Raw genomic sequence first — 23,041 nt, forward strand, 5'->3', positions numbered from 1 at the left:
CGACAGGCAGAAATCAATATTCTCCGGACGGCTGGAGTGGCCCATCAGACCGATACGCCATACCTTACCAGCCAGATCACCGAGACCGGCACCGATTTCCAGATCAAATTCGTTCAGCAGTCGCGCCCGCACCGCTGCATCGTCGACGCCTTCCGGGATGGTGACGGTATTCAGTTGCGGCAGGCGGTAATCCTTGTCCACCACAAACTGCAAGCCCAGCGCTTCCAGTCCGTCACGCAGCATTTCATGGTTGCGCGCATGACGGGCCCAGCTATTTTCCAGACCTTCTTCAGTCATTAATATCAGCGACTCGTGCAGGCCATACAGCGTATTGACCGGTGCGGTATGGTGATAAGTACGTTTACCGGCACTACCCCAGTAACCCAGTACCAGATTCAAATCCAGAAACCAGCTTTGCACGGGTGATTTACGTGATTTCAGTTTCGCGATGGCGCGCTCGTTGAAGGTCACGGGTGACAGACCCGGTGTGCAGGACAGACATTTCTGGCTGCCGGAATACACCGCATCCAGTTCCCATTCATCCACCAGCAGCGGAATGCCTGCCAGCGAAGTAACAGCATCCACGATCACCAGCGCGCCATGCTGATGCGCCAGCGCCGCCAGAAATTGCGCATCCGAACGTGCACCAGTTGAAGTTTCCGCATGCACAAAAGCCAGCACCTTGGTATCAGGATGCTGCTCAAAAGCTTCTGCAACTTTTTCCACACTCACCGGTGCACCCCAGGCATCTTCAATCACTATCGGAATACCACCGCAACGCTTGACGTTTTCCAGCATGCGCCCGCCAAACACGCCGTTTTTACACACGATGACTTTATCACCCGGCTCGACCAGATTCACAAAACACATCTCCATCCCGGCAGAACCTGGCGCAGAAACCGGCATCGTCAATGAATTCTCGGTCTGGAAAGCATAGCGCAGCAACACTTTCATTTCTTCCATCATATTGACGAAGGCAGGGTCAAGGTGGCCAATAGTCGGACGCGCCATCGCATCCAGTATGCGTTGTGGCACATCGGAAGGCCCCGGGCCCATTAATGTACGATGAGGTGGCATGAAAGAAGTGAAATTCGGCTTTTCCATAAGTATCCTGAGTGAGTAACGAAAAAAGATTTTAGCTTGGTTGCGCGCAAATAAATACCCTGACAAATACAGGGTTATTTATCACATTAAGACGCGGCTAACGCACGCAACAATTTGTCATGAATACCACCGAAGCCGCCATTGCTCATCACCAGGACCTGATCACCGGGACGCGCCTCGGCAACAATAGCGGCAACCAGTGCATCCAGATCCTCATGCACGTGTGCCACAGCGCCCATTTCGGCAAATACGGCATACGCATCCCAGCCCAGATTGGCGGCGTAGCAGAATACCGCATCGGCGTCACGCAAGCTGGCGGGCAAGGCGTTTTTCATCGCCCCCTGCTTCATGGTATTAGAGCGCGGCTCCAGTACAGCCAGTATCCGTGCTGCTCCGACCTTGCGCCGCAAACCACCTAGCGTAGTGGCAATCGCAGTCGGGTGATGGGCAAAGTCGTCATACACCGTGACGCCTTTCACCACGCCACGCACTTCCATGCGCCGCTTCACATTTTCAAATCGTCCCAGCGCCTCGCACGCTACCGCTGCCGATACACCGGCATGCCGTGCCGCAGCGATGGCCGCCAGCGCGTTATGCACGTTATGTGCGCCCATCAATGACCACGACACATCACCTTGCCTGACGCCGTTAAAATACACAGCAAATTCAGATTCACCACCCTGCGCAGTCCAGCCATCGCCCACCCCCAACCATTCCACCGGTGTCCAGCAGCCGCGCGCAATTACCCGCCGCAGACTGTCTTCGCTACCATTGGCAATCACCAGACCTTCGCCGGGCACGGTACGCACCAGATGATGAAACTGGGTTTCGATCGCCGACAGATCCGGGAAAATGTCGGCGTGATCAAATTCCAGATTATTCAGGATCGCCGTGCGCGGATGATAATGCACAAACTTGGAACGCTTATCGAAGAACGCCGTGTCGTATTCATCTGCTTCGATGACAAAGAATGGTAGCTCGGTCAGCCGCGCCGAAATACCGAAATTTTGCGGAATGCCACCCACCAGAAATCCTGGATGCAAACCCGCATCTTCCAGTATCCATGCCAGCATCGACGTCGTCGTGGTTTTGCCATGCGTACCCGCCACTGCCAGCACCCATTTATCATGCAACACGTTTTCCGCCAGCCATTGCGGGCCGGAGATATACGGCAAACCACGATTCAGGATCGCCTCCATCAGCGGATTGCCACGCGTCACCACGTTGCCGATAACAAAGACATCGGGCTTTAACTCAAGCTGCTCCGGGTCGAAACCTTCGATCAGCTCTATCCCCAACTCACGCAACTGATCGGACATGGGCGGGTAAACGTTGGCATCACACCCTGTCACCTTGTGCCCGGCTGCACGTGCAATCGCCGCAATGCCGCCCATGAAAGTGCCACAAATGCCTAAAATATGTAAATGCATAATATCGTCTACGGATGAATTGGAATGATGGTTATACGAACCCGGTTCAGTTAAATCCGGCTCCATCGCTGACCGTACCTTTGGCAAGGTCGACCAGAATATTGCGCCCCGGGATCAGTGTCGCGACCGCCAGCAGGAAAATCTCGATAAAGTCCTTACGCTCACTTTCGGGCAATGTGCTGGTGCGGTTAAACGTGCCAAACATGGAATCATGGAATGCCGCAATATAGAGTATCTGCTTCTTGATCTCGGGAATATTATTGGAATCAACCGTATCATCCAGCTTTGCAATAACCACTTCCCCGAGCTTTTCCTTGATCGATTTGTACAGATGATCAAGATACTCCGCCGCGCTGGGGCGGCCATTTTCATCCTGCAGCGTGTACTCCACGCTCACCATCTCGCCTACTTTGGTTTTCAGGGTAACGCGCTTGTCGACTGGCTCACTGGCTGCCGAATTAGGCTGAATAATCAGGCTCATGACTGGTTCCTTAAAATGATAGTCTGCTCAAAAACGGGGAATATCCGGATTCAACAATCCTCGGGCATAGAATACTGGCTTAACCGCGTGAAACCGCGAAATTTCCGCAGCGTTGAATTGTACACACATTTGGTCGGGCTTTTCGACTCCGGCCCCATGCCCGACACATAACGCCGGGTTGCGTACGCCGGGCCGCAGCGGAGAAAGCAATAACAGCAAAAACACGCGCCATCAAATAAGGATCAGCAACCACAACGGCAGGGTAAACAGAAACAGCACAGTACTCCAGGCAATAGTCAGCGCCACCATTTCCACATCCAGCTGGTAACGGTCAGCCACACTCAATGCCATCAGCATGGTGGGCACCCCAGTCTCGATCACCGCTGCAATTTGGGCATCGCGCAAGGTACCGAACCAGGACCAGGACACCAGCAGAGCGGTAAATGGCAATACCAGCAGCTTGAACATGGCCACGCTCAGCACGGCACGATTCGGCGCCAACCGGCTCCAGGGGATGGACAAGCCCAGCATCAGCAACATTACCGGTACGGTAGGCTGGCCAATAAAATGCGAGGCGCTGATAATCGGCTTGACTTCCCAGCCCATCAGGCTCACCACAATACCGGCCATGAACGACCATACCGGCGGCAGCATCAGCCATGCCTTGACCGGGTTACCCTGATGCGCGACCTGCCCGCCAAAACGTATCGCTATCCATACGCCGAGACTCCATAACAACGGTGTGGCTGCGCCCATATCGGCGAACGCCGCATAGCGGCCACCTTCGTCACCGAACAGAAAATGCAGCAAGGGAAAACCCATGAACAGCACATTGCCAAAAATGCCGCACAGCAACAGTCCGGCCCGGGTAGTCGCTGCCAGATTCGCGCCGATGCGGGTATGGAACAGCACAAAATACAGTACGCCAAACCCGAACAGGACACTCAGCCCCAGCAATAGCGGAACCGACAATAACTCTGTGGTGATATCCGCACTTGCCGCTGCTGCGAACAGCAACGCGGGTGCAAACAGATTGATGGTAATGGTCGAGATGTAACCGCGCACCAGTTTCACCCCATTTTCGCCCAGGCTACGTCGCCATGCAGCACCGGCTGCAACCAGCAAGACCATGGGCAACATCACTTCAAGCAGAAGTTTAATATAGTAGGCGAGAGACATGGAACGCAAACACAAATAAGGACAGTATGATAATAACGCAGATTCTCTCGTTCAGCGCAAAGCAATTCGCGCCAAACTTTGCCATTCACGCATTAAAACCAGTATCATTCCATGACACCAACCGAGGTATGCAATCATGGACTGGGCCCACACCATTACCCCCGAAATTCCCGTTGCCACCATCCTGCAGCAATGCACGCTGGAAAATCTGCCGCAACTGAGCGAAGACGTTTACAGCGTCGACCACATCTCTGCCGATGGCTCAACGGCGAACGCAGAATGTATGTGGGGCGTATTTGAAGTGGAGTGTCGTCCGGTCAGGAACGGCGTGCGCTATGCACTGACCAGCTGCCCTAACGCTTTTCAATGGACCATCACCAGCCGCCATGGCGAAACCGTCGTGCATGGCAGCATCAATCAAATGTCGCCAGACCCTGAATTTGCTGAATCCATTGAGGAATTCTTGCGCCATTTCTGTAGCGGGCTGGAACAGCCGCCCCACCCTCCAACAGCTTAATCAACAGCCGGCAATTACAAACGCCATACCGTCAAACCTTCAGCCTGCAAAGCCGTCGCGTCAAAGCGACACTTAACATCGATAAAGCAGCCATTGGGAACCAGTTTGGTAAGTAAATCGGACACGGGTTTGTCCAGAAACTGCTGATGGGCAACGGCCACCACCATCGCATCCGCAACCGGCAATTCATCCCATGCCAGCAAATTCAGCCCATATTTATGGACTGCGTCAACGCTATCAGCAACGGGATCATGCACAAAAACCTTCACCCCGAATGATTCCAACTCCCGAATCAGATCCATCACCTTGGAATTGCGCAAATCCGCTATATTTTCCTTGAAAGTCAGTCCCAGCACATTGACTTTCACCCCTCTCATGGGACTGCCATTTTTGATGAGCAGCTTGATGACCTGATCCGCAATAAACTTGCCCATGCCATCGTTAATGCGCCGCCCAGCCAGAATCACGTCCGGGTGATAACCCAGCATTTCTGCCTTGCTGGTCAGGTAATACGGATCCACCCCGATACAATGCCCACCCACCAATCCCGGCTGAAATGGCAGGAAATTCCATTTGGTGCCCGCAGCTTCCAGCACCTCCTGCGAATCGATACCGACCAGATGAAAAATGATCGCCAGTTCATTCATCAACGCGATATTCAAGTCGCGCTGCGTGTTCTCTATCACTTTTGCAGCTTCTGCCACCTTGATACAGGACACGCGATGCACGCCCACTGTGACGATAGAAGCATACAACCCAGCCACAAGCGCCAGAGTCGCTGCGCTGTCTCCGGAAACAATTTTGACTACGTTACTCAGCGTATGCCGCTTATCACCAGGATTAATACGTTCCGGCGAATAGCCGACGTGAAAATCATGCTGCCATTTCAAACCGGATGCCTGCTCAAGCTGAGGCACGCAAATCTCTTCCGTTGCCCCGGGATACACCGTAGATTCATAAATTACAATCGCACCACGTTTCATGTGCTGACCTACAGTACGGCTAGCATCAATGAGCGGAGTGAAATCAGGCTGATGGGCAGCATCCACGGGGGTAGGCACGGCAATAATAATAAAATCCGCCTCCGCCAGCAGCACCGGATCATCCGTAAATGTCAGTTGTTCAGCCGCACGCAATTCACTGCTTTCTACATCAGACCCCGCTACAACATAACGGCGAAAATCCTCCACCTTACTGCGGGTATGACTAAAACCTATCGTAGGCATGATCTTGCCGAACGCCACGGCAAGGGGCAGGCCAACATATCCCAGGCCAACGATTGCTACAGTACTCATATCCAACCTTTCAAGGCGATTTGATAGTAGAAGTGGACAATGCATCCATTAATGCACGGTATGACGGTTTGGGCTGCATCTGCTCATCAAATATCAGCGCCGCGCCGTTACCCGGAAAAAAAGTCGGTATCCACGAATGGCGGTCGGTAAACCCCCACAACGTAAAATGATGACAGTTCCTGGCGGATAAACATGTGTTCAATACATCGCGATATATATCAGCCTGCGCCTGCAGTTTGGCTGGCGTCACCGGAAGCTTGATCATGACATCCATTTCAGTGATAAAGACATTGAGCCCAAGGCTGTTTAATCGCGCCATATTTGCACTTACTGCCTGTATATCAGGCGCAGCCTCGACACTGGTATGCATTTGCAAACCGACTGCATTAACCGGAACACCTTGCGCACGCAACCCCTGCAACAGTTTATAGATGGCATCCGCCTTGGGGCCACCGCCCTCACCGCCATAATCGTTATACAGCAGCACAGCTTCAGGATCGGCCTCATGCGCCCATTGAAAAGCCAGCGCGATATAATCCGGGCCGATACCTTGTGACCAGAAAGTCTGCCGCATCGCGCCATTATCATCAATTGCCTCACTCACCACATCCCATATTTTGATGTGCTCGCGGTAATGCCCGACTACTCGAAAAATGTATTCGCGCAAAATCATGCGTAACTGCGCCTGCGTCCAGTGCCCATTGATCAGCCAGGCTGGCAACTGTTCATGCCAGACCAGAACATGGCCATGCACTTGCATATTATGCTGCTCGGCAAAATCAACCACCGCATCACCACCGGCAAACTCATAATGAAACGGCGCAGGATGCAAAGCGTCAAATTTCATGCTGTTTTCAGGAGTGAGGCTATTAAATTCGCGCGCGAGTGTGGCAGCGTATTCCGCATCATCCCGCAATGCATCTTCATCGACGCTCGCACCAATCTGTACGCCGCGCATCTGGGCTGATCCGCGCAAAGTGCCCGCCATCGATTCAAGGGCTGGCGCCGCACTTGCCGTCGCCACCCATGCAGAGAACAGTACAAAAACAAGCCGTCTGCAGATACGCTTCATCGTCATTAATAACCCTGGTAGGTGACTACCGGCAGACCGGCCAAGCCTCTGACGAACGGCGGCACTGCCTCATCTTTCTTTGTTGTCAGCCCAACGGAAAGCGCCCATTGATCAAGCCAGGAAAAACCTACCTGGCCAGCATACGTATTAAGCGAGGCATAGGCCTTGTCTTGCAAGGCGTCTGCCAAGGTAATGAACACATACCCACGCCGTTTCATCATTTCAACCAGCTCGCCAAAGTGATCGGCATTCAATGCATTGGCATGCAATAACAATACCTGCTTATTTTCGCGCCCGAAAATATCCACCGAGCGTTTCTCGGCATCTATAAAAACCTTTTCCATATAAGGAATATAGGCCTCTGCCACCCGCTGCATCCCTGCCTGATTACCCTGTTGCGCAGCCTTGTCATAAGCAGCAGCAAATACCCATTCGGCGTGATTGATCGTCACGGGCGCAACCGTGTAGCCATGCTCCGTAAGGAATTTTTCAAATGCTGATCGGCTGGCAGCATCATTACCAACCTGCAAATAGGGGTGGCGGAAATAGCGTAACTGCATGCCCCGCGCTGCCAGCAGCGGTTTCGTTACCGCTTCGCCGCGCAGCACATCCTGCTCGAACTGCTCCAGCGGTATACGGCTCAGCGATAGATGAGAAAAGGTGTGATTGCCCAACTCCAATCCGGCGTTCAGCCAGTCGTTGAGTATGGCCAGACTTTGCTCATTCAACTGCCCCTGCACGTAGAGCTTGGATTCATTTACGAACCCGACTGCCGGGATATGGTTGGCTGTGATCTGATGTAAAAGCTGATCCGACTTGCCGCGCAACACCGTCCAGTTATCGCTGTAGCCCGCCACAAAAGGAAGATCATCGAACGTCACGGCGACTTCGCGGTGCGGCATCTGCACAACAAATGTCTCCGCATGCGACACAGCGCCCGAAGTGCCAAACAGCACTCCGAGCAAGGCAAACCATTTCACCATTTTCTTCATCATTTTTCCCGGTTGCATTGTATGGATTAGGCGCTGCTGCGCCACTGCAGCAAACACATGCTGTAACGCATCATTCGCTGCCGTGCCATACCATGTCAACGAACCGTACCGGTATCAGAAACGCCGGGTCAGGATTAATTCAAACAACCTTGAACGGTAGGCACCCGTTGCACCGGCACCATAAGATGAAAGCGAGGCCCGTGCATCCAGCATCCAGTCGCGGTAAAGCCCGAACACGCCCTCCACAACCAGATCCCCGCCGGTACGGTAGCCATCCATGGTGTTATCCTTGTAAGGCCCGGCACTGGCAGTAACACTAATGCCGTTATCATCACTCAGCTTCCAGTAACTGTAAGCCGTCACCGAATAACGCCGATACATATTCGGCGCATAGTAGCCATTACCTGGATCTTCCTTGTAGCTGAACCAGCGTCCGCCTACGCCCAAATCCAGATTGAGATATTGACTGCGCACCACAGCACGCCGCGGTGCCAAATTAGCTTCCCAACGTGTATTTCCATCCGAGAACGTGTCATAAGATAACAAGCTGTCTACGGTATAACGTAAATCCGGCTGCCAACTGGCGGTTAGCGTATTGGCGCGCCGCTCTATGCCAAGTGAGGCTGCCCGCGGTGAAACCACAAACAAATCCTGTCGCCTGGACACACGCATACTGAGATTATCTTTAAGCTGCAAGTCCGCGCCCACTTCATAAATAAAATTCTGCGCACCTGAAGTCGTGCCACCACCTACTTGCGCATCCACCGATATTTTCGGGGTGAACAAATGGCGTGCGCCAATCCAGTTGCGGTTATATTCAGTACTTGTCTCGCCACTGACAGTCTCGTAACCACTGCCTGCCGCGGCATTCAGCCACTGTTTGTCAGATCCGGCAAACAATCGGGTTTCTGGCGATAGCACATACTCGCCATTCACACCCAATTGCTTGATCGTGATGTCATCCGAGCTGGCCATGTAACCGAACATAAAATTGATATTGGAACGCAGCGGCGTTTTAATAACACGCGTAGTGTCTGCCGTTTCTTTGCTGTCCGGCTCCAGACGGGTCAATTCGCTTAAACTTCCCACAGCCTCACGCGGGCGATGCGCCCCGGCCAGCGCTATTGTATGCGTAGTGGCCAGCTCATAATCGTTCGGCATAGTCGGGTGCAAACCATGCACAATAGCCAGCGACGGTGTAGGCCGTTCCGCCCAGGCCAGAACCCGCGCCTTCTGCTTCAGATAGGGTGCAGTTTCACCGTATTGCTGCCGATATTTTTCCAGCAGTTCCATTGCCAAAGCGTAGTTGCCCCGCTCGGCCTCAACCTCGATATATTCTATCCATACGACCTGAACTTGCGGATACTTGGCCAGATAGGCTTTGTAAGATTTTGCCGATTTGTCGGTATCGCCTTTCCAAGCCCGAATACGTGCTATGCCCAGCATCGCACCGGGATCGTCAGGCGCAATGGCCAATATGCGATCGTAGCTATCCAGTGCGGTCGCATAATCCGAACCCCATCCCGCCAGATCGGCACGGGCACGTAAAAACTCCAGGTTTTTCGGCTCCAGCTGCACCGCGCGCTCTATCGCTGCAGATGCATTTTTCACATCCTTGAGCTCAGGGTAGGTTTGCGATAAACGGTAGAACAGATTGGCATCGTTCTGGGCGAAGCGCGTCGCTTGCCGGATAGCCTCTGCCGAAGCCCGGTCGTCGCCTGCCAGAGCCTCGATATCGGCCATACGCAGCCAGTATTCCCTGCTTTCCCCAAAGCGCTGACGGTAAATCTCACCATACTCTTTGACGACAGCCGCATTGCCGCGCGTAGCTTCATCTTCCATGTACTCCATCATCGCAATTTTGTCCTGAGGATGCTTCTCAAGATAGGCGCGATAGAGCTTGATTGCTTTATCCGCATCACCTCTTTGTGAATAGGAATGCGCCAAGCCCAAGGTCGCCGCAGCATCATCGGGTGCTATTGCCAACACACGGGAGTAACTATCGCCAGCCATGACATAATCTGCATTCCATGTCGCCAGTACGCCACGGGCACGCAGATATTCAAGATTATTTGGCTCCAATTGCACCGCATGATTAATCGCCGTCAGCGCAGATTTGCCATCTTGAGTAACGGCATAGGTCTGAGAAAGACGAAGGTAGAGTTTGCCATCCGCTGGCGCATACTTTGTGGCCTGCTCCAGCGCGGCAGCAGCACCTTTAGGATTGCCCGCCGCCGCTTCTATATCTGACGTTTGCATCCAGGACCCCAAATCCGCGCCAAACCGCTGACGGGAGGTATTGAGCAGATCCAGCGCACTCTCATATTGCTTGCGCCTGGTTTCTACGTTGATATATTCCTTAAGCGCAGCCTGATCAGCGGGGTGTCCATCAACATAACGCTTGTAATTAGCGGCAGCCTGTTCCAGATTACCTTGCCACACCTGAGTACGCGCCATGCCTAATACCGCATCGGGTGAGTCGGGTGCAAGCGCCAGAATCCGGCTATAACTATCGGCTGATTTTGCGTAATCTTGCGCCCAGCTTGCCAGACTGGCTCGCGCCTGCAGGTATTTCAGATTTTTGGGTTCCAGCGCGACCGCCTGATCAATCGCAGCCAAAGCCGCTTTAGGATTCTTGGCAGCCGCATGCACCTCGGATAGCTTGGCGTAAAGGCCCGCATCCGCAGGCGCATAACGGGTAGCTTCATTCAGCGCAGCGGCGCTGGCTCCAAGATCGCCAAGACGCGCTTGAATATCGGCAATGCGTTGCCATAAATGGGGCTGATTCGGATTATTTTTAAGTGACTGCTGATAAATCTTAACTGCTTCCGTCCATTGCCCCTTACCCTCGGCGGCAATTCCTGCTTCGGGTATTTGTTCCGCACTCTGCGCCAATACGGGTACTGACAGGCATAATGCTGTCATGCCAACTGAAAGATACTTATTCATTTGCGCCACCGCCTGTTTCTGAAGATCCATAAATCTGCTGCAAAACGCACCATCGTGATGAGGTCAAACAAAATCACGGCGTAACGTAATGGCGTCACCAATATCGCTTTGAGGAAGTACTCAAGCCGCTGCCCCTTGGCAATGATCGTCAGGATACTGACTGACACCACACTTTCAGCCAGCAGAGTGATCGCCAACGGCTCCCACATCTTCAGGATGATCATGATAGTCAGGGCGGCAGGGAATGCTATTTTCTCGAGTGCCGACATCAACAACACCCAGCCAATCGGCCGGCCGTATTTGAGGGTGTAATCCATGCCAAACGGCTGGCGGTATTGTTCCAGAATTTTCCGCTTGGTTGCAATGTCCGCCCCCATGTCTTCCTGCTCTTTGCGATGATGCCAGTAACGCTTTAACGCCTTGAACGGGCTGCGCATCAACTCATCAAAATAATAGCAGCTTTGCAGGAATGACGATGACCACAGATACAGTTGATGCGGAACCTTGCTTACTTCCGGCTCTTGCGAGCGCGCATAGACGTCGGTTAGCTGAATATTTCTGAAGCCATTGTCGTTCAACGCAAAACCAATGAAGATATCTTCCGAGTTGGTCAGGTCATCACCTAACAACGGCTCATAATGATCGAAAATCATGGTTTTCAGCAAATCGCGGCGATAGGCCACGGCACAGCCTACCGGATTCAGAATACTGCCGAAAAACACCATCTGGCCGTGGTACACGAATTTTTGCAGGTAAAAATACAGCACATCGCGGTACAGGTTGGTAATGCCACGCTGCAGATGTCGCATCCACCCGACTTTCGGGTAAATGGATGCCTCTGGTTTTGCCGCCAGAAACTGCTGTAGCGGTGCGGTATCAATCATCGCGTGTCGGTCACGGTCACGCAGTGGCAAAATAGTGCCGCAGGCACTGGCGATCCCGGCACCTTTGTACAGCTCTTCTACGACCCGCTCGATGTAGTTATCGGACTCAAGCACCGTATCACCGTCCAGAATAAACTCGACATCCGAATCGAATTCGCGGGACTGGCGTTTCAGGGTCGGGGTTTTGCCGATAGGTTCTTTACGGTGAATGACGATTAATTCCATGCCATTCTGTTCGGCAAAGGTATTCGCATATTCTATGGTCTTGTCCGTGCTGCCATCATCGACAAGAATAATGCGCTTCGGTCGCTTGGTCTGCCGTGCTATCGAAGCCAGACAGATTGCAATATTGCTTTCCTCATTCAACGCCGGAATAACCACATCAACTGACGCCGTGTGCCAATCTTCGGCTGGGGTAGGCACCGTTTCATCGGGCCCATGAAGTAAGCCGATAATACTGAGCACAGTATTCGGACTTAATACGAAAAAGGGAGTTGTAGCCATAGCATCCTTACCCAGTAGTGGTTTCGTTAACCGGTATTTCGTGAGTGCGAGCCCGGAGGATTAAATCATCTATCGTATTTACCAATGTCCATTGCGGCTCAAAGCCGGTTAGTTCACGTAACTTCGTTAAATCCGGCCGACGATGGGATACATCTTCAAAGGCAACACCATAAGCCTCTTCGTAACTGAGAAAACGTATCGGCGATGCACTTTTCGCGCGATCAACAACCAATTGCGCCAAGTCTTTGATGGTAATTTCCTGATCATTGCCGACATTGACGATTTCGCCTCTGGCAGCAGGTGCGGAGGCCAACAGATCCAGTGCCGTTACCGTATCGCGTACATCACAGAATGATCGGGTTTGATTACCGTCGCCGTATACGGTAATGGATTGATGATTGACAGCCTGTTTGACGAACGTCGGGGCCACCATGCCATATTGCCCGATCTGACGCGGGCCAATGGTGTTGAATAAACGGGCAATTGTGATATTGAGCCCATATTTCTGGGCATAGGCATAGCCGAATGACTCATCCGCAAGTTTAGTCACGGCATAACACCATCGTAACCGGCTGCCAGAATGAAATACCACATCATCCGTTTCTGCAAAGCTGGATTTATCGTTAAAGCCGTACACCTCTGAACTTGAGGCAACCACTAACTGGGGGTTCCATTTTCCTTGATGCATCGCCCGCATTACCCGCTCGGTGCCTGCGATATTGGTGGCCATGACGCTTACCGGGTCTTCCAGCACTTTTTTCACACCGACCACAGCGGCCATATGATAAATACGATCAGCCCAGCCGACGGCTTTATCCAGACCCGCCCAGGTAACGATATCCGCCTCATCAAAACGAAACAAGGGATGCGCGAGCATGGGTTTGATATTGTTATACAAGCCTGTATTGAAGTTATCCACAACATGCACGCTATCGTTTCGCGCAAGATGATATTCAGCCAGATGCGAACCGATAAAACCCGCTCCACCTGTAATTAATATATGCATACCCCTCCCTGTTCACTATTGTTACTTATCTCGAGGCCAGCCAGTACATTGCGTACTTGTATATATTTTTATATGCAATTTCATCTTGGCAGAAAAATTTAAAAGTGCCAAGGTGTATTTTCTATTTCCTCTCAGTAGAGCATATCCGCAATCATTGCTATGAATCCAGCCTTAGATAATTGACTCTTTATTATCTCTGCCAGTTGACATAGTGTTCAACAAACACTATCGTACGAGTGTATCTTTTACACTTTAGAAATCATGGCAAAGTTTTGTTACGATTACCCACATCCGGCATTAACCACTGATATAGCGTTGTTCACCATACGCGATGAACAATTGGCCATACTATTGATACGCCGCGGCGGCGAGCCTTTTCAGGGCTGCTGGGCACTGCCCGGCGGATTCGTCGACCCGGATGAATGCCTGGAAGAGTGCGCCTTACGGGAGCTGGAAGAAGAAACCGGCATCACCGGCGTGTATCTGGAACAACTGTATACGTTTGGCAAACCCGATCGTGACCCGCGCGAGCGCATCATCAGCGTGGCCTATTACGCGCTGGCCCCATGCGAGGTACTCACCCCGGTTGCCGGATCTGACGCAGCCGAGGTGGACTGGTTCAATCTTGATGAACTGCCGGCACTGGCCTTTGATCACCAGGACATTATCCAGCTGGCCCAGCAACGCCTGCGTGCCAAACTCGATTACTCCACGGTGGCATTTGGCCTGATGGCCGAAACATTTACTCTGGGCGAGCTGCAAAAGGTTTATGAAACCATACGCGGCGAAGCACTGGATAAACGCAACTTTCGCAAGCATATACTGACACTGGACATACTGGCTGAAACAGGCGCCACGCGCCGCGTAGGCAACCATCGCCCTGCCAAACTCTATCGCGTCGCTCATCCCGGCGCAGTACACTACATCCGTTAACGAGGCCACCATGACCATACAGACCTTAGTTCACATGCCTGTCCTGCCTAAAATCATCGCCCCGCCGATGATTGAAGAAAGCCTGACCGATGCTGAGCGCAGCACTTTGCTTGCTCGCATCAAAACCCTGATGGCGCAGCAGAATGCTGTGCTGGTTGCCCACTATTACACTTCAGCCGATTTGCAGGATCTGGCTGAAGATACCGGCGGCTGCGTTTCGGATTCGCTGGAAATGGCACGTTTTGGTCATGCTCACCCGGCCAAAACCATCATTGTGGCCGGGGTCAAATTCATGGGCGAAACGGCAAAAATCCTTAATCCGGAAAAGCGTGTGCTGATGCCCGACCTGAATGCAAATTGCTCGCTGGACATGGCGTGCCCGGCTGATGCGTTTGCCGCATTCTGCGACCAGCATCCGGATCGCGTGGTCGTGGTATATGCAAACACCTCGGCAGCCGTCAAAGCACGTGCTGACTGGGTAGTCACTTCCGGCACTGCGGTTAAAATCGTCGAGCACTTGCATAAACAAGGCAAAAAAATCCTGTGGGCTCCCGATAAGCACCTGGGTGAATATGTACGCACCACCACCGGTGCCGACATGCTGTTATGGCAAGGTTCCTGCGTTGTGCACGAGGCATTCAAGGCAAAAGAGCTGGCTGCAATGAAACTCACACATCCGGATGCTGCCGTGCTGGTTCACCCCGAATCACCGGAGGAAGTCATCGCTCTGGCTGATGTGGTGGGCTCTACCACGCAGATTATCCGCGCCGCACAGAATCTGCCCAATCGTGAATTCATTGTGGCAACAGACAATGGCATTTTTCACAAGATGCGTGCTGCGGCACCCGGCAAAATATTCCTCGAAGCGCCTACCGCCGGCGTGGGCGCGACTTGCAAGAGCTGCGCCCACTGCCCATGGATGGCGATGAACGGCTTGCGTAATCTCCTGCATGTGCTGGAAACCGGCGCCAATGAAATTCTCATAGACGAACCGGTACGCCAACGCGCCGTGCTGTCGATCCAACGGATGCTGGATTTTGCCGCGCAACGATGATTTGTTGCGCCAGCCAGCATTATTAATGCTGGCTGCATTCGCCCTTGGCGCAGCCAGCGTACTCGGCTTCGCGCCATTTGGCTGGTTTGCAGTGCCGTTGTTCACCCTGGCCGGCCTGTTCTGGCTTTGGCACCGCCAGCCCGGTATCAGCGCCTGGTTAGCTTTCGCGTTTGGTTTAGGCTATTTTGGCGCGGGGGTGTCGTGGATCTATATCAGCCTGCATACTTATGGTGAAATGCCATGGCTGCTGGCCGCCACCGCGACCTTTCTGTTTGCCGCATTCCTCGCCTTGTTTCCTGCCGCTGTCGGCTATGTCTACCAGCGCAGCGGTCGCGTTGCCATCCTTGCCATACCCGCTGCCTGGATGCTGTCGGAATGGGTACGCGGCTGGATATTCACCGGCTTCCCCTGGCTGGCTGTCGGCTATTCACAAGCGCCCGTCAGCCCGCTGGCCGGTTATGCACCCATTGTTGGCGTGTTCGGCGTATCGCTGATACTGGCATGGTCCTCAGCCATATTGGCATGGCAACTACGGCGCTATGGCTGGCTAGTAGCCATCATCTGGATCGCAGGCGCAGGCTTGAAACAGGTCAGCTGGACGCAACCGCTAGGCGCTCCATTCAGCGTCAGTCTGATTCAGGGCAATATCAGCCAGTCCATTAAATGGCAACCGGAACAAGTACTGATTACGCTGCGCGAATACCTCAACATGGTGGCTAACAGCCATGCGCGCCTGACGGTATTACCGGAAACCGCAATACCGTTATTTTACGATCAGGTTCCGAAATCCTATTTCGACGATCTCGCCACTTATGCGCGTATCAATGGCGGTGATGTTTTATTCGGCATTCCTGAACGCCATGCTGATGGCAGTTATTACAACAGCGTGATGAATGTGGGCACAGCCGTTACCCAGTTTTACCGCAAATCGCACTTGGTGCCATTTGGTGAATACATCCCGCTCAAATCCGTATTCGCGCCCATCACCGAGGTGCTGCATATCCCGCTGTCCGACTTCTCGCGCGGCGCGCTGACACAAACGCCATTCAGCATTGCGGGGCAGCATGTCGCCGCCAATGTCTGCTATGAGGACGTATTCGGTGATGAAATCATCAGACCATTGCCTGCTGCCAGCATACTGGTCAACGTCACCAATGACGCATGGTTTGGCGACAGTATCGCACCCTGGCAACACCTGCAGATCTCGCAAATGCGAGCACTGGAAAGTGGCCGGCAAATGCTGCGCGCCACCAATACTGGCGCAACTGCCATCATCGGCATTAATGGTGTCGTACAACAAGTGCTGCCACTCTTCACCCGCGGCACGCTGAAGACCACAGCACAAGGTTATCAGGGCGCTACACCATTCAGCCACTGGGGCAACAACCTGACACTGCTGATAGCCGGAGGAATGTTATTAAGCGCCGCATGGCTCAGCAGAAAACGTGCATTACTTCACAAGCAAAGCAAAGCAAAGCTTGACAATCCATACAATTCGCTTAAATATACTCAAAAACAACAATAAAGAAACACTTCAACTACTTTAAAAAATAAACAGCATACAACCATAAACAATAGAGCTGCATATAGTTTGGAGTAAATCTATGTCCTCATCAGAAGCACTTAATCTGCTGAATGCACACGCCTGTGGCGCAGATCGTCGGCAGCACCCGCGCATCTATGTAAACTGGCGCACGGCGGTCATGTTTAAAACCGGCCATGAAACCGTACGCGTATTTGGCAGAACCCGGGATGCCTCAGCTTCCGGAGTCTGCATTGAATGTGAGCAGACTATCATCACTGCGGCACCGGTGGTCGTCATGATAGAACTCCCCTCCAAAGCCGCTCACGTGCCGTCCGACATTATTCAATTCAACGCACAGATTAGAAACTGCATACTGGCCAGCGACAAGTATCGAATGGGGCTGCAAATTATCGGGTTTCACGGCCATTCCGAGCAGAATATGCTTAGGCACCTGCGCACGATCGGTGCCTGATTACCGCCCGGTACTACCAAACCCGCCCTCACCACGCTCCGAAGCAGCGAAATCTTCCACCACATTAAACTGCACCTGCACCACCGGCACCATGACCAGTTGCGCAATGCGCTCCAGCGGATTGATGGTAAAACTGGCGTGGCCCCGATTCCACATGGAGACAAACAACTGCCCCTGATAATCGGAATCGATCAGACCCACCAGATTACCCAGCACAATGCCATGCTTATGCCCGAGCCCTGAACGCGGCAGGATCATCGCCGCCAGATCAGGCGTGCCGATATGGATAGCCATACCCGTCGGAATCAGGATAGTTTGTGCTGGCGCCAGCTCGATCGGGGCATCAATACAGGCGCGCAGGTCTATGCCTGCCGCACCCGGCGTGGCGTAGCTGGGTGGATGTTCATGCAAGCGGGCATCGAGAATTTTGACATCTATGGTACGGGCCATGGTTTTTCCTAACGTGAACGAGTGTATAAATCAGCAATATGCGTAATCAGCTGCCGCGCCAGCGTGAGCTTGTCAGCCTTGGCCAACGGATGCACACCATTGTCATCCAGCAAAATCAATTCATTATCATCACTACCCAGCGCATCCTGAGCACGATTAACCGCAAGTAGCGGCAGGTGTTTGCGCTTACGCTTAGCCTCACCGTATTCCAGCAACTGCTCGGTTTCAGCGGCAAAACCCACGCAGAACGGTGGATTCGGCAACTGCGCCACCTGCCCCAGAATATCCACATTGGGCACCAGGGTAAGGGTAAGCGTAGCATCGGATTTTTTCAGTTTGTTGACATGGGATTGCTGCGGACGATAATCCGCTACCGCAGCGACGCTGATAAAAATATCCGCATCTGGCACCTGCTGATTCACCGCCTGCAGCATCTCCGCTGCGCTCTCGACATGAATCACCCGAGCCGCAGCAGGTGGCGCAATACAAGTCGGCCCGCTGATCAGTGTTACGGTGGCGCCTGCTTCTATTGCGGCCTGCGCCACGGCATACCCCATCTTGCCGGAACTCATGTTGGTCAGCGCGCGCACCGGATCCAGCTTTTCCAGCGTCGGTCCTGCCGTAATCAGTACGTGCTGGTTCGCCAACAACGCAGGCGTGAATTGGGCAACGATTGCGTTATATAAACCGACGGGTTCCAGCATGCGCCCCTCACCCACCTCTCCGCAGGCCTGCTCACCGGCGTCCGGCCCCAGCACTGCAACACCATCCTCCCTCATTTGCCGGACATTACGCTGCGTCGCAGGATGTGCCCACATTTGCCGGTTCATCGCTGGCGCCAGAACTAATGGACAGCTACGCGCCAGGCACAAGGTAGATAACATATCGCCAGCCAGCCCATGCGCCAGCCTGGCGATGAAATCGGCTGTAGCCGGCGCCACCACGACCAGATCGCTCTCGCGGCTGAGCTGGATATGCGCCATGCCATTCGCACTGGCATCGTCCCACAAGTCGGTAATTACCGGCTGACCCGACAGCGCCTGAAAAGTCTTCGCACCGACAAACTGTGTTGCCGCCTGCGTCATCACCACCTGCACTCGCGCGCCGGCCTTGATCAGCAGACGCGTTAATTCGGCAGCTTTATAGGCGGCAATGCCTCCTGTGACCCCCAGCAAGATGCGTTTATTCTGCAATTCCGGCATGATTATGTCTGTGCGCGTAAAAAGCGCATTTTACCTTATAAAATCAATACGCAGAATTTACATAGTCAAAAACAACAAAGGGGGAGTGCATGGCAATTACCGACTGGCCGGAGGACGAGCGTCCACGCGAAAAGTTACTATTACGCGGCGCGGCAGCATTGAGCGATGCAGAGCTACTGGCGATTTTCCTGCGCACCGGGATACCCGGCAAAAGCGCGGTAGACATGGCACGAGAACTGATCAACGAATTCAAAAGCCTGACTCGATTGTTTGCCGCCAGCCATCAGGAGTTTTGTGCATTCCCCGGTCTGGGAGATGCCAAATATGCGCAATTGCAGGCCGTGCTGGAAATGGCACGTCGCGCACTGTCCGAAGAGATGCGCCAGACCGACACACTCAACTCACCCGCAGCGGTGCGCGACTACTTACGCCTGGCATTGGCTGGTAAAGCCCATGAAGTATTTTGCGCGGTATTTCTGGATAGCCAGAATCGAGTACTGGCTATCGAAGAATTATTTCAAGGCACCTTGAATCAGGCGAGCGTCTATCCACGCGAAGTGGTCAAACGCGCCCTGGCGCATAATGCTGCAGCACTGATTCTGGCACACAACCATCCGTCCGGCGTAGCCGAACCTAGCCAGGCCGATGAAAATTTAACTCAAGCCCTTAAAAAGGCGTTGGCGCTAGTAGACGTGCGTGTTCTAGACCATTTCATTATAGGCTGTAGTGCAACAATTTCTTTTTCCGAACGTGGATTACTTTGACTTTTACTATAAAAACATGGTATAAATCGCGTTTTTCCGAATTCCGTGGGAGGTCGCTATGGCCCGTGTATGTCAAATTACTGGCAAATCGCCAATGTCTGGGAACAATGTTTCCCACGCTAACAACAAAACTAAACGTCGTTTTTTGCCTAACCTGCAATCACGTCGTTTCTGGCTAGAAGAAGAGAACCGTTTTATCCGTTTGCGCGTCAGCACCGCTGCACTGCGCACTATCGATAAAAACGGTATTGAAGCTGTGTTAGAAAAAATGCGCGCCAACGGCGAGAAGATCTAAGGGGTAGAACATGGCTAGCAAAATCCGCGAAAAAATCAAGTTAGAGTCTACCGCAGGTACCGGACACTTCTACACCACCAGCAAAAACAAGCGTACTACGCCTGAAAAACTGGAGTTCATGAAGTTCGATCCTAAGGCTCGCAAGCACGTGCTGTACAAAGAAATCAAGCTGAAGTAATTCAGCCCGCCGGGTATGTAGACCGGACAATAAAAAACCCGCTGCCATAGCGGGTTTTTTATTGCCTGTCGAAAGCGATGTCTCCTGTAACGACGGAGACACCCCGCTATCGCTTAGCCACGCTTAATCAGTGTACCAACGCCGTCTTTCGTCAGCACTTCCAGCAACAACGCATGCTCAACCCGGCCATCAATAATATGTGCAGTTTGCACACCATTCTTGACCGCCTCCAGTGCACAATTAATTTTTGGCAGCATGCCACCGTAAATGGTACCGTCTGCTATCAACTCATCCACTCGACGCGCCGACAAGCCAGTCAACAAACCACCTTCTTTATCCAGCACACCCGGAATATTGGTCATCAAGATCAGCTTTTCCGCACGCAAGGTTTCCGCCAGCTTACCCGCTACCAAATCGGCATTGATATTGTAAGATTCGCCCTGCTCGCCCACCCCTACAGGCGCAATCACCGGAATGAAATCGCGAGTGTCCAGCAACTGAACCAGTTGCGGATCTATCCCCAGCACCTCACCGACCAAACCGATATCCAGCTTGTTACCGGGATTTTCGCGATCGTCGATCAGCATCTTCTTGGCGCGGATCATGCCACCATCTTTACCGGTTAATCCTACTGCTTTGCCGCCGTGCTGATTGATCAGGTTAACGATTTCCTTATTCACCAGGCCGCCCAGTACCATTTCCACCACATCCATGGTTTCCTGGTCCGTCACGCGCATCCCTTGTATGAATTCACTCTGCTTGCCTACGCGCTTCAGCAGCTCGCCAATTTGCGGTCCGCCACCGTGTACGATCACAGGATTCATCCCCACCAGCTTCAGCAACACCACATCGCGCGCAAACCCTTCTTTAAGTTTGTCATCCGTCATGGCATTACCGCCGTATTTGATCACGATAGTCTTATCAAAAAAACGCTGGATATAAGGTAGCGCCTCAGACAGGATATTTGCTTTGTCGCCGGGGGTAAACTGGGTGGTGGGCATATTCGACCTTTCAAACAAGATGGTGAATTTTAACTCAATTGGCTGCGCTCGTTATTCTGTGTTGCCGTGTTTTTACAAAAATCAGCTAAAATAGCGCTTTCGCTTACTTACCACTTATCGACATGAGCACACCACAAATCGGCATCGTCATGGGCAGCAACAGTGATTGGGAAGTCATGCAGCATGCAGCGCTGATGTTGAAGTCGCTGGGAGTAGCATTCGAAGCGCGTGTCGTATCCGCGCACCGCACCCCCGATTTGCTGTTTGAATACGCTGCCAGCGCGCACGCACGCGGCTTACGCGCGATCATTGCCGGTGCGGGCGGTGCCGCCCACTTGCCGGGCATGCTCGCCGCCAAAACCACTGTGCCCGTGCTCGGCGTGCCCGTACCGTCAAAATATCTTAAAGGCATGGATTCACTGCTGTCTATCGTGCAGATGCCCAAAGGCATTCCTGTCGCTACCTTTGCCATCGGCGAAGCCGGCGCCGCCAACGCCGCCTTATTTGCCGCAGCCATGCTGGCAAGCGGCGATCCGGCACTGGCTGAAAAACTCGAGACATTCCGCACCAATCAATCCGACACCGTGCTCAGCATGAGCTTACCTGACGCATAAAGCCCCACTATGAGCAAAATGATACTCCCCGGCGCAACACTCGGCATGTTAGGAGGCGGCCAGCTTGGTCGCATGTTCACGATCGCTGCGCGCACCATGGGTTATCACGTCATGGTGCTGGACCCTGATCCGCTCAGCCCGGCTGGCCAATTTGCCGATACGCATGTATGTGCCGACTATCAGGACGCGCAAGCTTTGGCACAAATGGCGCAAACGTGTGCTGCCATCACCACCGAATTCGAGAACGTTCCTGCCGACACATTACGCAATCTGGCTGCGCACTGCCCGGTCAAACCCAGCGCAGAAGCCGTGGAAATTGCACAAAACCGGGTCGCGGAAAAATCCTGGCTACGTCAGCATGGTTTTGCCACAGCACCGTTTGCCGTCATCAGCACGGCAGCGGATCTGACCGATGCGTGCGCCAGCGTTGGATTTCCGGCTGTCCTCAAAGTATCGCGCTTCGGCTATGACGGCAAAGGTCAGGCTCGCGTAGCGGATTTAGCCCAGGCACAGGCGGCTTTTGCCAGCATGGGTGGCGAGGTCTGCGTGCTGGAAAAAATGCTCAATCTGGAATGCGAGTTATCGGTGGTACTGGGCCGCAACGAAGCTGGCGGAATCGCCCTCTACCCAGTTTCAGAAAACATCCATGAAGCTGGCATACTGGATATCAGCATCGTGCCCGCTCGCGTTTCCGCGGCGCTGGCAACTCAGGCGCGCGATGCCGCCATGGCCATTGCTCAGCAGCTTGATTACTGCGGCGTCATGGCAGTGGAATTTTTTGTGGTTGATGGCGACCAGCTCGTGGTCAACGAAATCGCGCCGCGTCCGCATAATAGTGGCCACTATACGCTGGATGCCTGCCTCTCCAGCCAGTTTGAGATGCAGGTGCGCGCCTTGTGCAACCTGCCCTTGGGCGCTACTGCGCAACATACTCCGGCAGTCATGGTCAATTTGCTAGGTGATATCTGGGGAGACAGCCAACCTAACTGGGCAGCATTATTGCGTTACCCGCAAGCCAAGCTGCATTTGTATGGTAAACAAAGCGCGCGCCCGGGACGTAAGATGGGGCACTACACCTGCCTGGACAATACACTGGAAACCGCGTTGGCGCTGGCCAAACAAATCCGCGCTGCGTTATAA

General features: G+C 53.2%; 23 protein-coding genes. 10 read left to right on the top strand and 13 right to left on the bottom strand.

Annotated elements, in window-relative coordinates; genetic code table 11:
* The 4 genes from EJE49_RS06945 to EJE49_RS06965 all read right to left on the bottom strand — a co-directional run.
* Window positions 1–1,104, bottom strand: a 1,104-nt coding sequence (locus tag EJE49_RS06945; RefSeq protein ID WP_133313957.1) for a pyridoxal-phosphate-dependent aminotransferase family protein, incomplete at its 3' end; no start/stop codon positions are given.
* A gap of 86 nt (window positions 1,105–1,190) precedes the next feature.
* Entirely contained in the window at window positions 1,191–2,534 is a 1,344-nt protein-coding gene (gene mpl, locus EJE49_RS06950) for a UDP-N-acetylmuramate:L-alanyl-gamma-D-glutamyl-meso-diaminopimelate ligase (protein WP_124949675.1), read from the bottom strand.
* A 46-nt stretch (window positions 2,535–2,580) separates the two neighbouring features.
* The gene (locus EJE49_RS06955; RefSeq protein ID WP_124949676.1) at window positions 2,581–3,015 is read right to left on the bottom strand and encodes a hypothetical protein; all 435 of its coding nucleotides are present in this window, start codon (window positions 3,013–3,015) and stop codon (window positions 2,581–2,583) included.
* 231 nt (window positions 3,016–3,246) lie between these two features.
* Entirely contained in the window at window positions 3,247–4,194 is a 948-nt protein-coding gene (locus EJE49_RS06965) for an AEC family transporter (protein ID WP_124949678.1), read from the bottom strand.
* Window positions 4,195–4,330: 136 nt separating this feature from the next.
* Here EJE49_RS06965 and EJE49_RS06970 point away from each other — a divergent pair, with 136 nt between their 5' ends.
* Window positions 4,331–4,711 carry a hypothetical protein gene (locus tag EJE49_RS06970; protein ID WP_124949679.1) on the top strand — a complete coding sequence of 127 codons (381 nt, stop codon included), beginning with the start codon at window positions 4,331–4,333 and terminating at the stop codon, window positions 4,709–4,711.
* A gap of 14 nt (window positions 4,712–4,725) precedes the next feature.
* Here EJE49_RS06970 and EJE49_RS06975 read toward each other — a convergent pair whose 3' ends face one another.
* From EJE49_RS06975 to EJE49_RS07000, 6 genes are read right to left on the bottom strand one after another with little or no spacing between them, the layout of a single operon-like run.
* Complete coding sequence (locus EJE49_RS06975) at window positions 4,726–6,006, bottom strand: nucleotide sugar dehydrogenase (RefSeq protein ID WP_124949680.1); 1,281 nt, start codon at window positions 6,004–6,006, stop codon at window positions 4,726–4,728.
* 10 nt (window positions 6,007–6,016) lie between these two features.
* Window positions 6,017–7,084, bottom strand: a complete 1,068-nt coding sequence (locus EJE49_RS06980) for an endo-1,4-beta-xylanase (RefSeq protein WP_124949681.1) — start codon at window positions 7,082–7,084, stop codon at window positions 6,017–6,019.
* Window positions 7,084–8,169 (bottom strand): polysaccharide deacetylase family protein, encoded by a 1,086-nt coding sequence (locus EJE49_RS06985; protein WP_124949682.1) that lies wholly within the window; start codon window positions 8,167–8,169, stop codon window positions 7,084–7,086. Before EJE49_RS06985 ends, EJE49_RS06980 begins: the two co-directional genes overlap by 1 nt.
* Before the next feature lie 15 nt (window positions 8,170–8,184).
* A complete protein-coding gene (locus tag EJE49_RS06990) occupies window positions 8,185–11,049 on the bottom strand; it encodes a tetratricopeptide repeat protein (RefSeq protein WP_124949683.1) in 2,865 nt (954 codons plus the stop codon).
* The gene (locus EJE49_RS06995) at window positions 11,016–12,407 is read right to left on the bottom strand and encodes a glycosyltransferase family 2 protein (protein WP_124949684.1); all 1,392 of its coding nucleotides are present in this window, start codon (window positions 12,405–12,407) and stop codon (window positions 11,016–11,018) included. Before EJE49_RS06995 ends, EJE49_RS06990 begins: the two co-directional genes overlap by 34 nt.
* 7 nt (window positions 12,408–12,414) lie before the next feature.
* On the bottom strand, window positions 12,415–13,413 hold the full coding sequence (locus tag EJE49_RS07000; RefSeq protein ID WP_124949685.1) for an NAD-dependent epimerase/dehydratase family protein: 999 nt from the start codon (window positions 13,411–13,413) through the stop codon (window positions 12,415–12,417).
* 261 nt (window positions 13,414–13,674) lie between these two features.
* Here EJE49_RS07000 and EJE49_RS07005 point away from each other — a divergent pair, with 261 nt between their 5' ends.
* From EJE49_RS07005 to EJE49_RS07020, 4 genes are all read left to right on the top strand, one after another.
* Complete coding sequence (locus EJE49_RS07005) at window positions 13,675–14,346, top strand: NUDIX hydrolase (protein WP_124949686.1); 672 nt, start codon at window positions 13,675–13,677, stop codon at window positions 14,344–14,346.
* A gap of 10 nt (window positions 14,347–14,356) precedes the next feature.
* Window positions 14,357–15,400 (top strand): quinolinate synthase NadA, encoded by a 1,044-nt coding sequence (nadA, locus tag EJE49_RS07010; RefSeq protein WP_370685819.1) that lies wholly within the window; start codon window positions 14,357–14,359, stop codon window positions 15,398–15,400.
* A 25-nt stretch (window positions 15,401–15,425) separates the two neighbouring features.
* Window positions 15,426–16,925, top strand: a complete 1,500-nt coding sequence (lnt, locus tag EJE49_RS07015) for an apolipoprotein N-acyltransferase (protein ID WP_124949795.1) — start codon at window positions 15,426–15,428, stop codon at window positions 16,923–16,925.
* Window positions 16,926–17,004: 79 nt separating this feature from the next.
* Window positions 17,005–17,397, top strand: coding sequence for a PilZ domain-containing protein (locus EJE49_RS07020; RefSeq protein WP_124949687.1), 393 nt, complete (start codon window positions 17,005–17,007; stop codon window positions 17,395–17,397).
* Here the strand turns inward: EJE49_RS07020 and dut are convergent, their stop codons facing one another.
* Window positions 17,398–17,847: a dUTP diphosphatase gene (dut, locus tag EJE49_RS07025; RefSeq protein WP_124949688.1), complete on the bottom strand. Its 450-nt coding sequence runs from the start codon at window positions 17,845–17,847 to the stop codon at window positions 17,398–17,400. It lies immediately after the preceding gene.
* Between the two features lie 8 nt (window positions 17,848–17,855).
* Window positions 17,856–19,049, bottom strand: a complete 1,194-nt coding sequence (gene coaBC, locus EJE49_RS07030) for a bifunctional phosphopantothenoylcysteine decarboxylase/phosphopantothenate--cysteine ligase CoaBC (RefSeq protein WP_124949689.1) — start codon at window positions 19,047–19,049, stop codon at window positions 17,856–17,858.
* 89 nt (window positions 19,050–19,138) lie between these two features.
* On the opposite strand from coaBC, the gene radC reads away from it, so the two are divergent.
* Genes radC through rpmG form a run of 3 tightly spaced genes read left to right on the top strand, consistent with a single transcriptional unit; the run spans window position 19,139 to window position 20,286 of the window.
* Window positions 19,139–19,813, top strand: a complete 675-nt coding sequence (radC, locus tag EJE49_RS07035) for a RadC family protein (RefSeq protein ID WP_124949690.1) — start codon at window positions 19,139–19,141, stop codon at window positions 19,811–19,813.
* Between the two features lie 58 nt (window positions 19,814–19,871).
* Entirely contained in the window at window positions 19,872–20,108 is a 237-nt protein-coding gene (rpmB, locus tag EJE49_RS07040; RefSeq protein WP_124949691.1) for a 50S ribosomal protein L28, read from the top strand.
* A gap of 10 nt (window positions 20,109–20,118) precedes the next feature.
* Complete coding sequence (gene rpmG, locus EJE49_RS07045; RefSeq protein ID WP_087445827.1) at window positions 20,119–20,286, top strand: 50S ribosomal protein L33; 168 nt, start codon at window positions 20,119–20,121, stop codon at window positions 20,284–20,286.
* A gap of 113 nt (window positions 20,287–20,399) precedes the next feature.
* On the opposite strand, the gene argB is transcribed toward rpmG, so the two are convergent.
* Window positions 20,400–21,287: an acetylglutamate kinase gene (argB, locus tag EJE49_RS07050; RefSeq protein ID WP_124949692.1), complete on the bottom strand. Its 888-nt coding sequence runs from the start codon at window positions 21,285–21,287 to the stop codon at window positions 20,400–20,402.
* Window positions 21,288–21,409: 122 nt separating this feature from the next.
* On the opposite strand from argB, the gene purE reads away from it, so the two are divergent.
* The gene (gene purE / locus EJE49_RS07055) at window positions 21,410–21,901 is read left to right on the top strand and encodes a 5-(carboxyamino)imidazole ribonucleotide mutase (protein WP_124949693.1); all 492 of its coding nucleotides are present in this window, start codon (window positions 21,410–21,412) and stop codon (window positions 21,899–21,901) included.
* Between the two features lie 18 nt (window positions 21,902–21,919).
* Complete coding sequence (locus tag EJE49_RS07060) at window positions 21,920–23,041, top strand: 5-(carboxyamino)imidazole ribonucleotide synthase (RefSeq protein WP_124949796.1); 1,122 nt, start codon at window positions 21,920–21,922, stop codon at window positions 23,039–23,041.

It is taken from the genome of Sulfuriferula thiophila (assembly GCF_003864975.1).
GTDB classification, from domain to species: Bacteria; Pseudomonadota; Gammaproteobacteria; order Burkholderiales; family Sulfuriferulaceae; genus Sulfuriferula; species Sulfuriferula thiophila.

What these genes read in the sequence shown, in the direction of transcription:
- EJE49_RS07020 (WP_124949687.1), top strand. Translation starts at nt 17,005, where the DNA reads ATGTCCTCATCAGAAGCACTTAATCTGCTGAATGCACACGCCTGTGGC.
- EJE49_RS06970 (WP_124949679.1), top strand. Translation starts at nt 4,331, where the DNA reads ATGGACTGGGCCCACACCATTACCCCCGAAATTCCCGTTGCCACCATC.
- rpmG (WP_087445827.1), top strand. Translation starts at nt 20,119, where the DNA reads ATGGCTAGCAAAATCCGCGAAAAAATCAAGTTAGAGTCTACCGCAGGT.
- argB (WP_124949692.1), bottom strand. Translation starts at nt 21,287, where the DNA reads ATGCCCACCACCCAGTTTACCCCCGGCGACAAAGCAAATATCCTGTCT.
- lnt (WP_124949795.1), top strand. Translation starts at nt 15,426, where the DNA reads ATGCTGGCTGCATTCGCCCTTGGCGCAGCCAGCGTACTCGGCTTCGCG.
- coaBC (WP_124949689.1), bottom strand. Translation starts at nt 19,049, where the DNA reads ATGCCGGAATTGCAGAATAAACGCATCTTGCTGGGGGTCACAGGAGGC.
- dut (WP_124949688.1), bottom strand. Translation starts at nt 17,847, where the DNA reads ATGGCCCGTACCATAGATGTCAAAATTCTCGATGCCCGCTTGCATGAA.
- EJE49_RS07000 (WP_124949685.1), bottom strand. Translation starts at nt 13,413, where the DNA reads ATGCATATATTAATTACAGGTGGAGCGGGTTTTATCGGTTCGCATCTG.
- EJE49_RS06995 (WP_124949684.1), bottom strand. Translation starts at nt 12,407, where the DNA reads ATGGCTACAACTCCCTTTTTCGTATTAAGTCCGAATACTGTGCTCAGT.
- EJE49_RS06955 (WP_124949676.1), bottom strand. Translation starts at nt 3,015, where the DNA reads ATGAGCCTGATTATTCAGCCTAATTCGGCAGCCAGTGAGCCAGTCGAC.
- rpmB (WP_124949691.1), top strand. Translation starts at nt 19,872, where the DNA reads ATGGCCCGTGTATGTCAAATTACTGGCAAATCGCCAATGTCTGGGAAC.
- mpl (WP_124949675.1), bottom strand. Translation starts at nt 2,534, where the DNA reads ATGCATTTACATATTTTAGGCATTTGTGGCACTTTCATGGGCGGCATT.
- EJE49_RS07005 (WP_124949686.1), top strand. Translation starts at nt 13,675, where the DNA reads ATGGCAAAGTTTTGTTACGATTACCCACATCCGGCATTAACCACTGAT.
- EJE49_RS06980 (WP_124949681.1), bottom strand. Translation starts at nt 7,084, where the DNA reads ATGACGATGAAGCGTATCTGCAGACGGCTTGTTTTTGTACTGTTCTCT.
- purE (WP_124949693.1), top strand. Translation starts at nt 21,410, where the DNA reads ATGAGCACACCACAAATCGGCATCGTCATGGGCAGCAACAGTGATTGG.
- EJE49_RS06990 (WP_124949683.1), bottom strand. Translation starts at nt 11,049, where the DNA reads ATGGATCTTCAGAAACAGGCGGTGGCGCAAATGAATAAGTATCTTTCA.
- nadA (WP_370685819.1), top strand. Translation starts at nt 14,357, where the DNA reads ATGACCATACAGACCTTAGTTCACATGCCTGTCCTGCCTAAAATCATC.
- EJE49_RS07060 (WP_124949796.1), top strand. Translation starts at nt 21,920, where the DNA reads ATGATACTCCCCGGCGCAACACTCGGCATGTTAGGAGGCGGCCAGCTT.
- EJE49_RS06975 (WP_124949680.1), bottom strand. Translation starts at nt 6,006, where the DNA reads ATGAGTACTGTAGCAATCGTTGGCCTGGGATATGTTGGCCTGCCCCTT.
- radC (WP_124949690.1), top strand. Translation starts at nt 19,139, where the DNA reads ATGGCAATTACCGACTGGCCGGAGGACGAGCGTCCACGCGAAAAGTTA.
- EJE49_RS06965 (WP_124949678.1), bottom strand. Translation starts at nt 4,194, where the DNA reads ATGTCTCTCGCCTACTATATTAAACTTCTGCTTGAAGTGATGTTGCCC.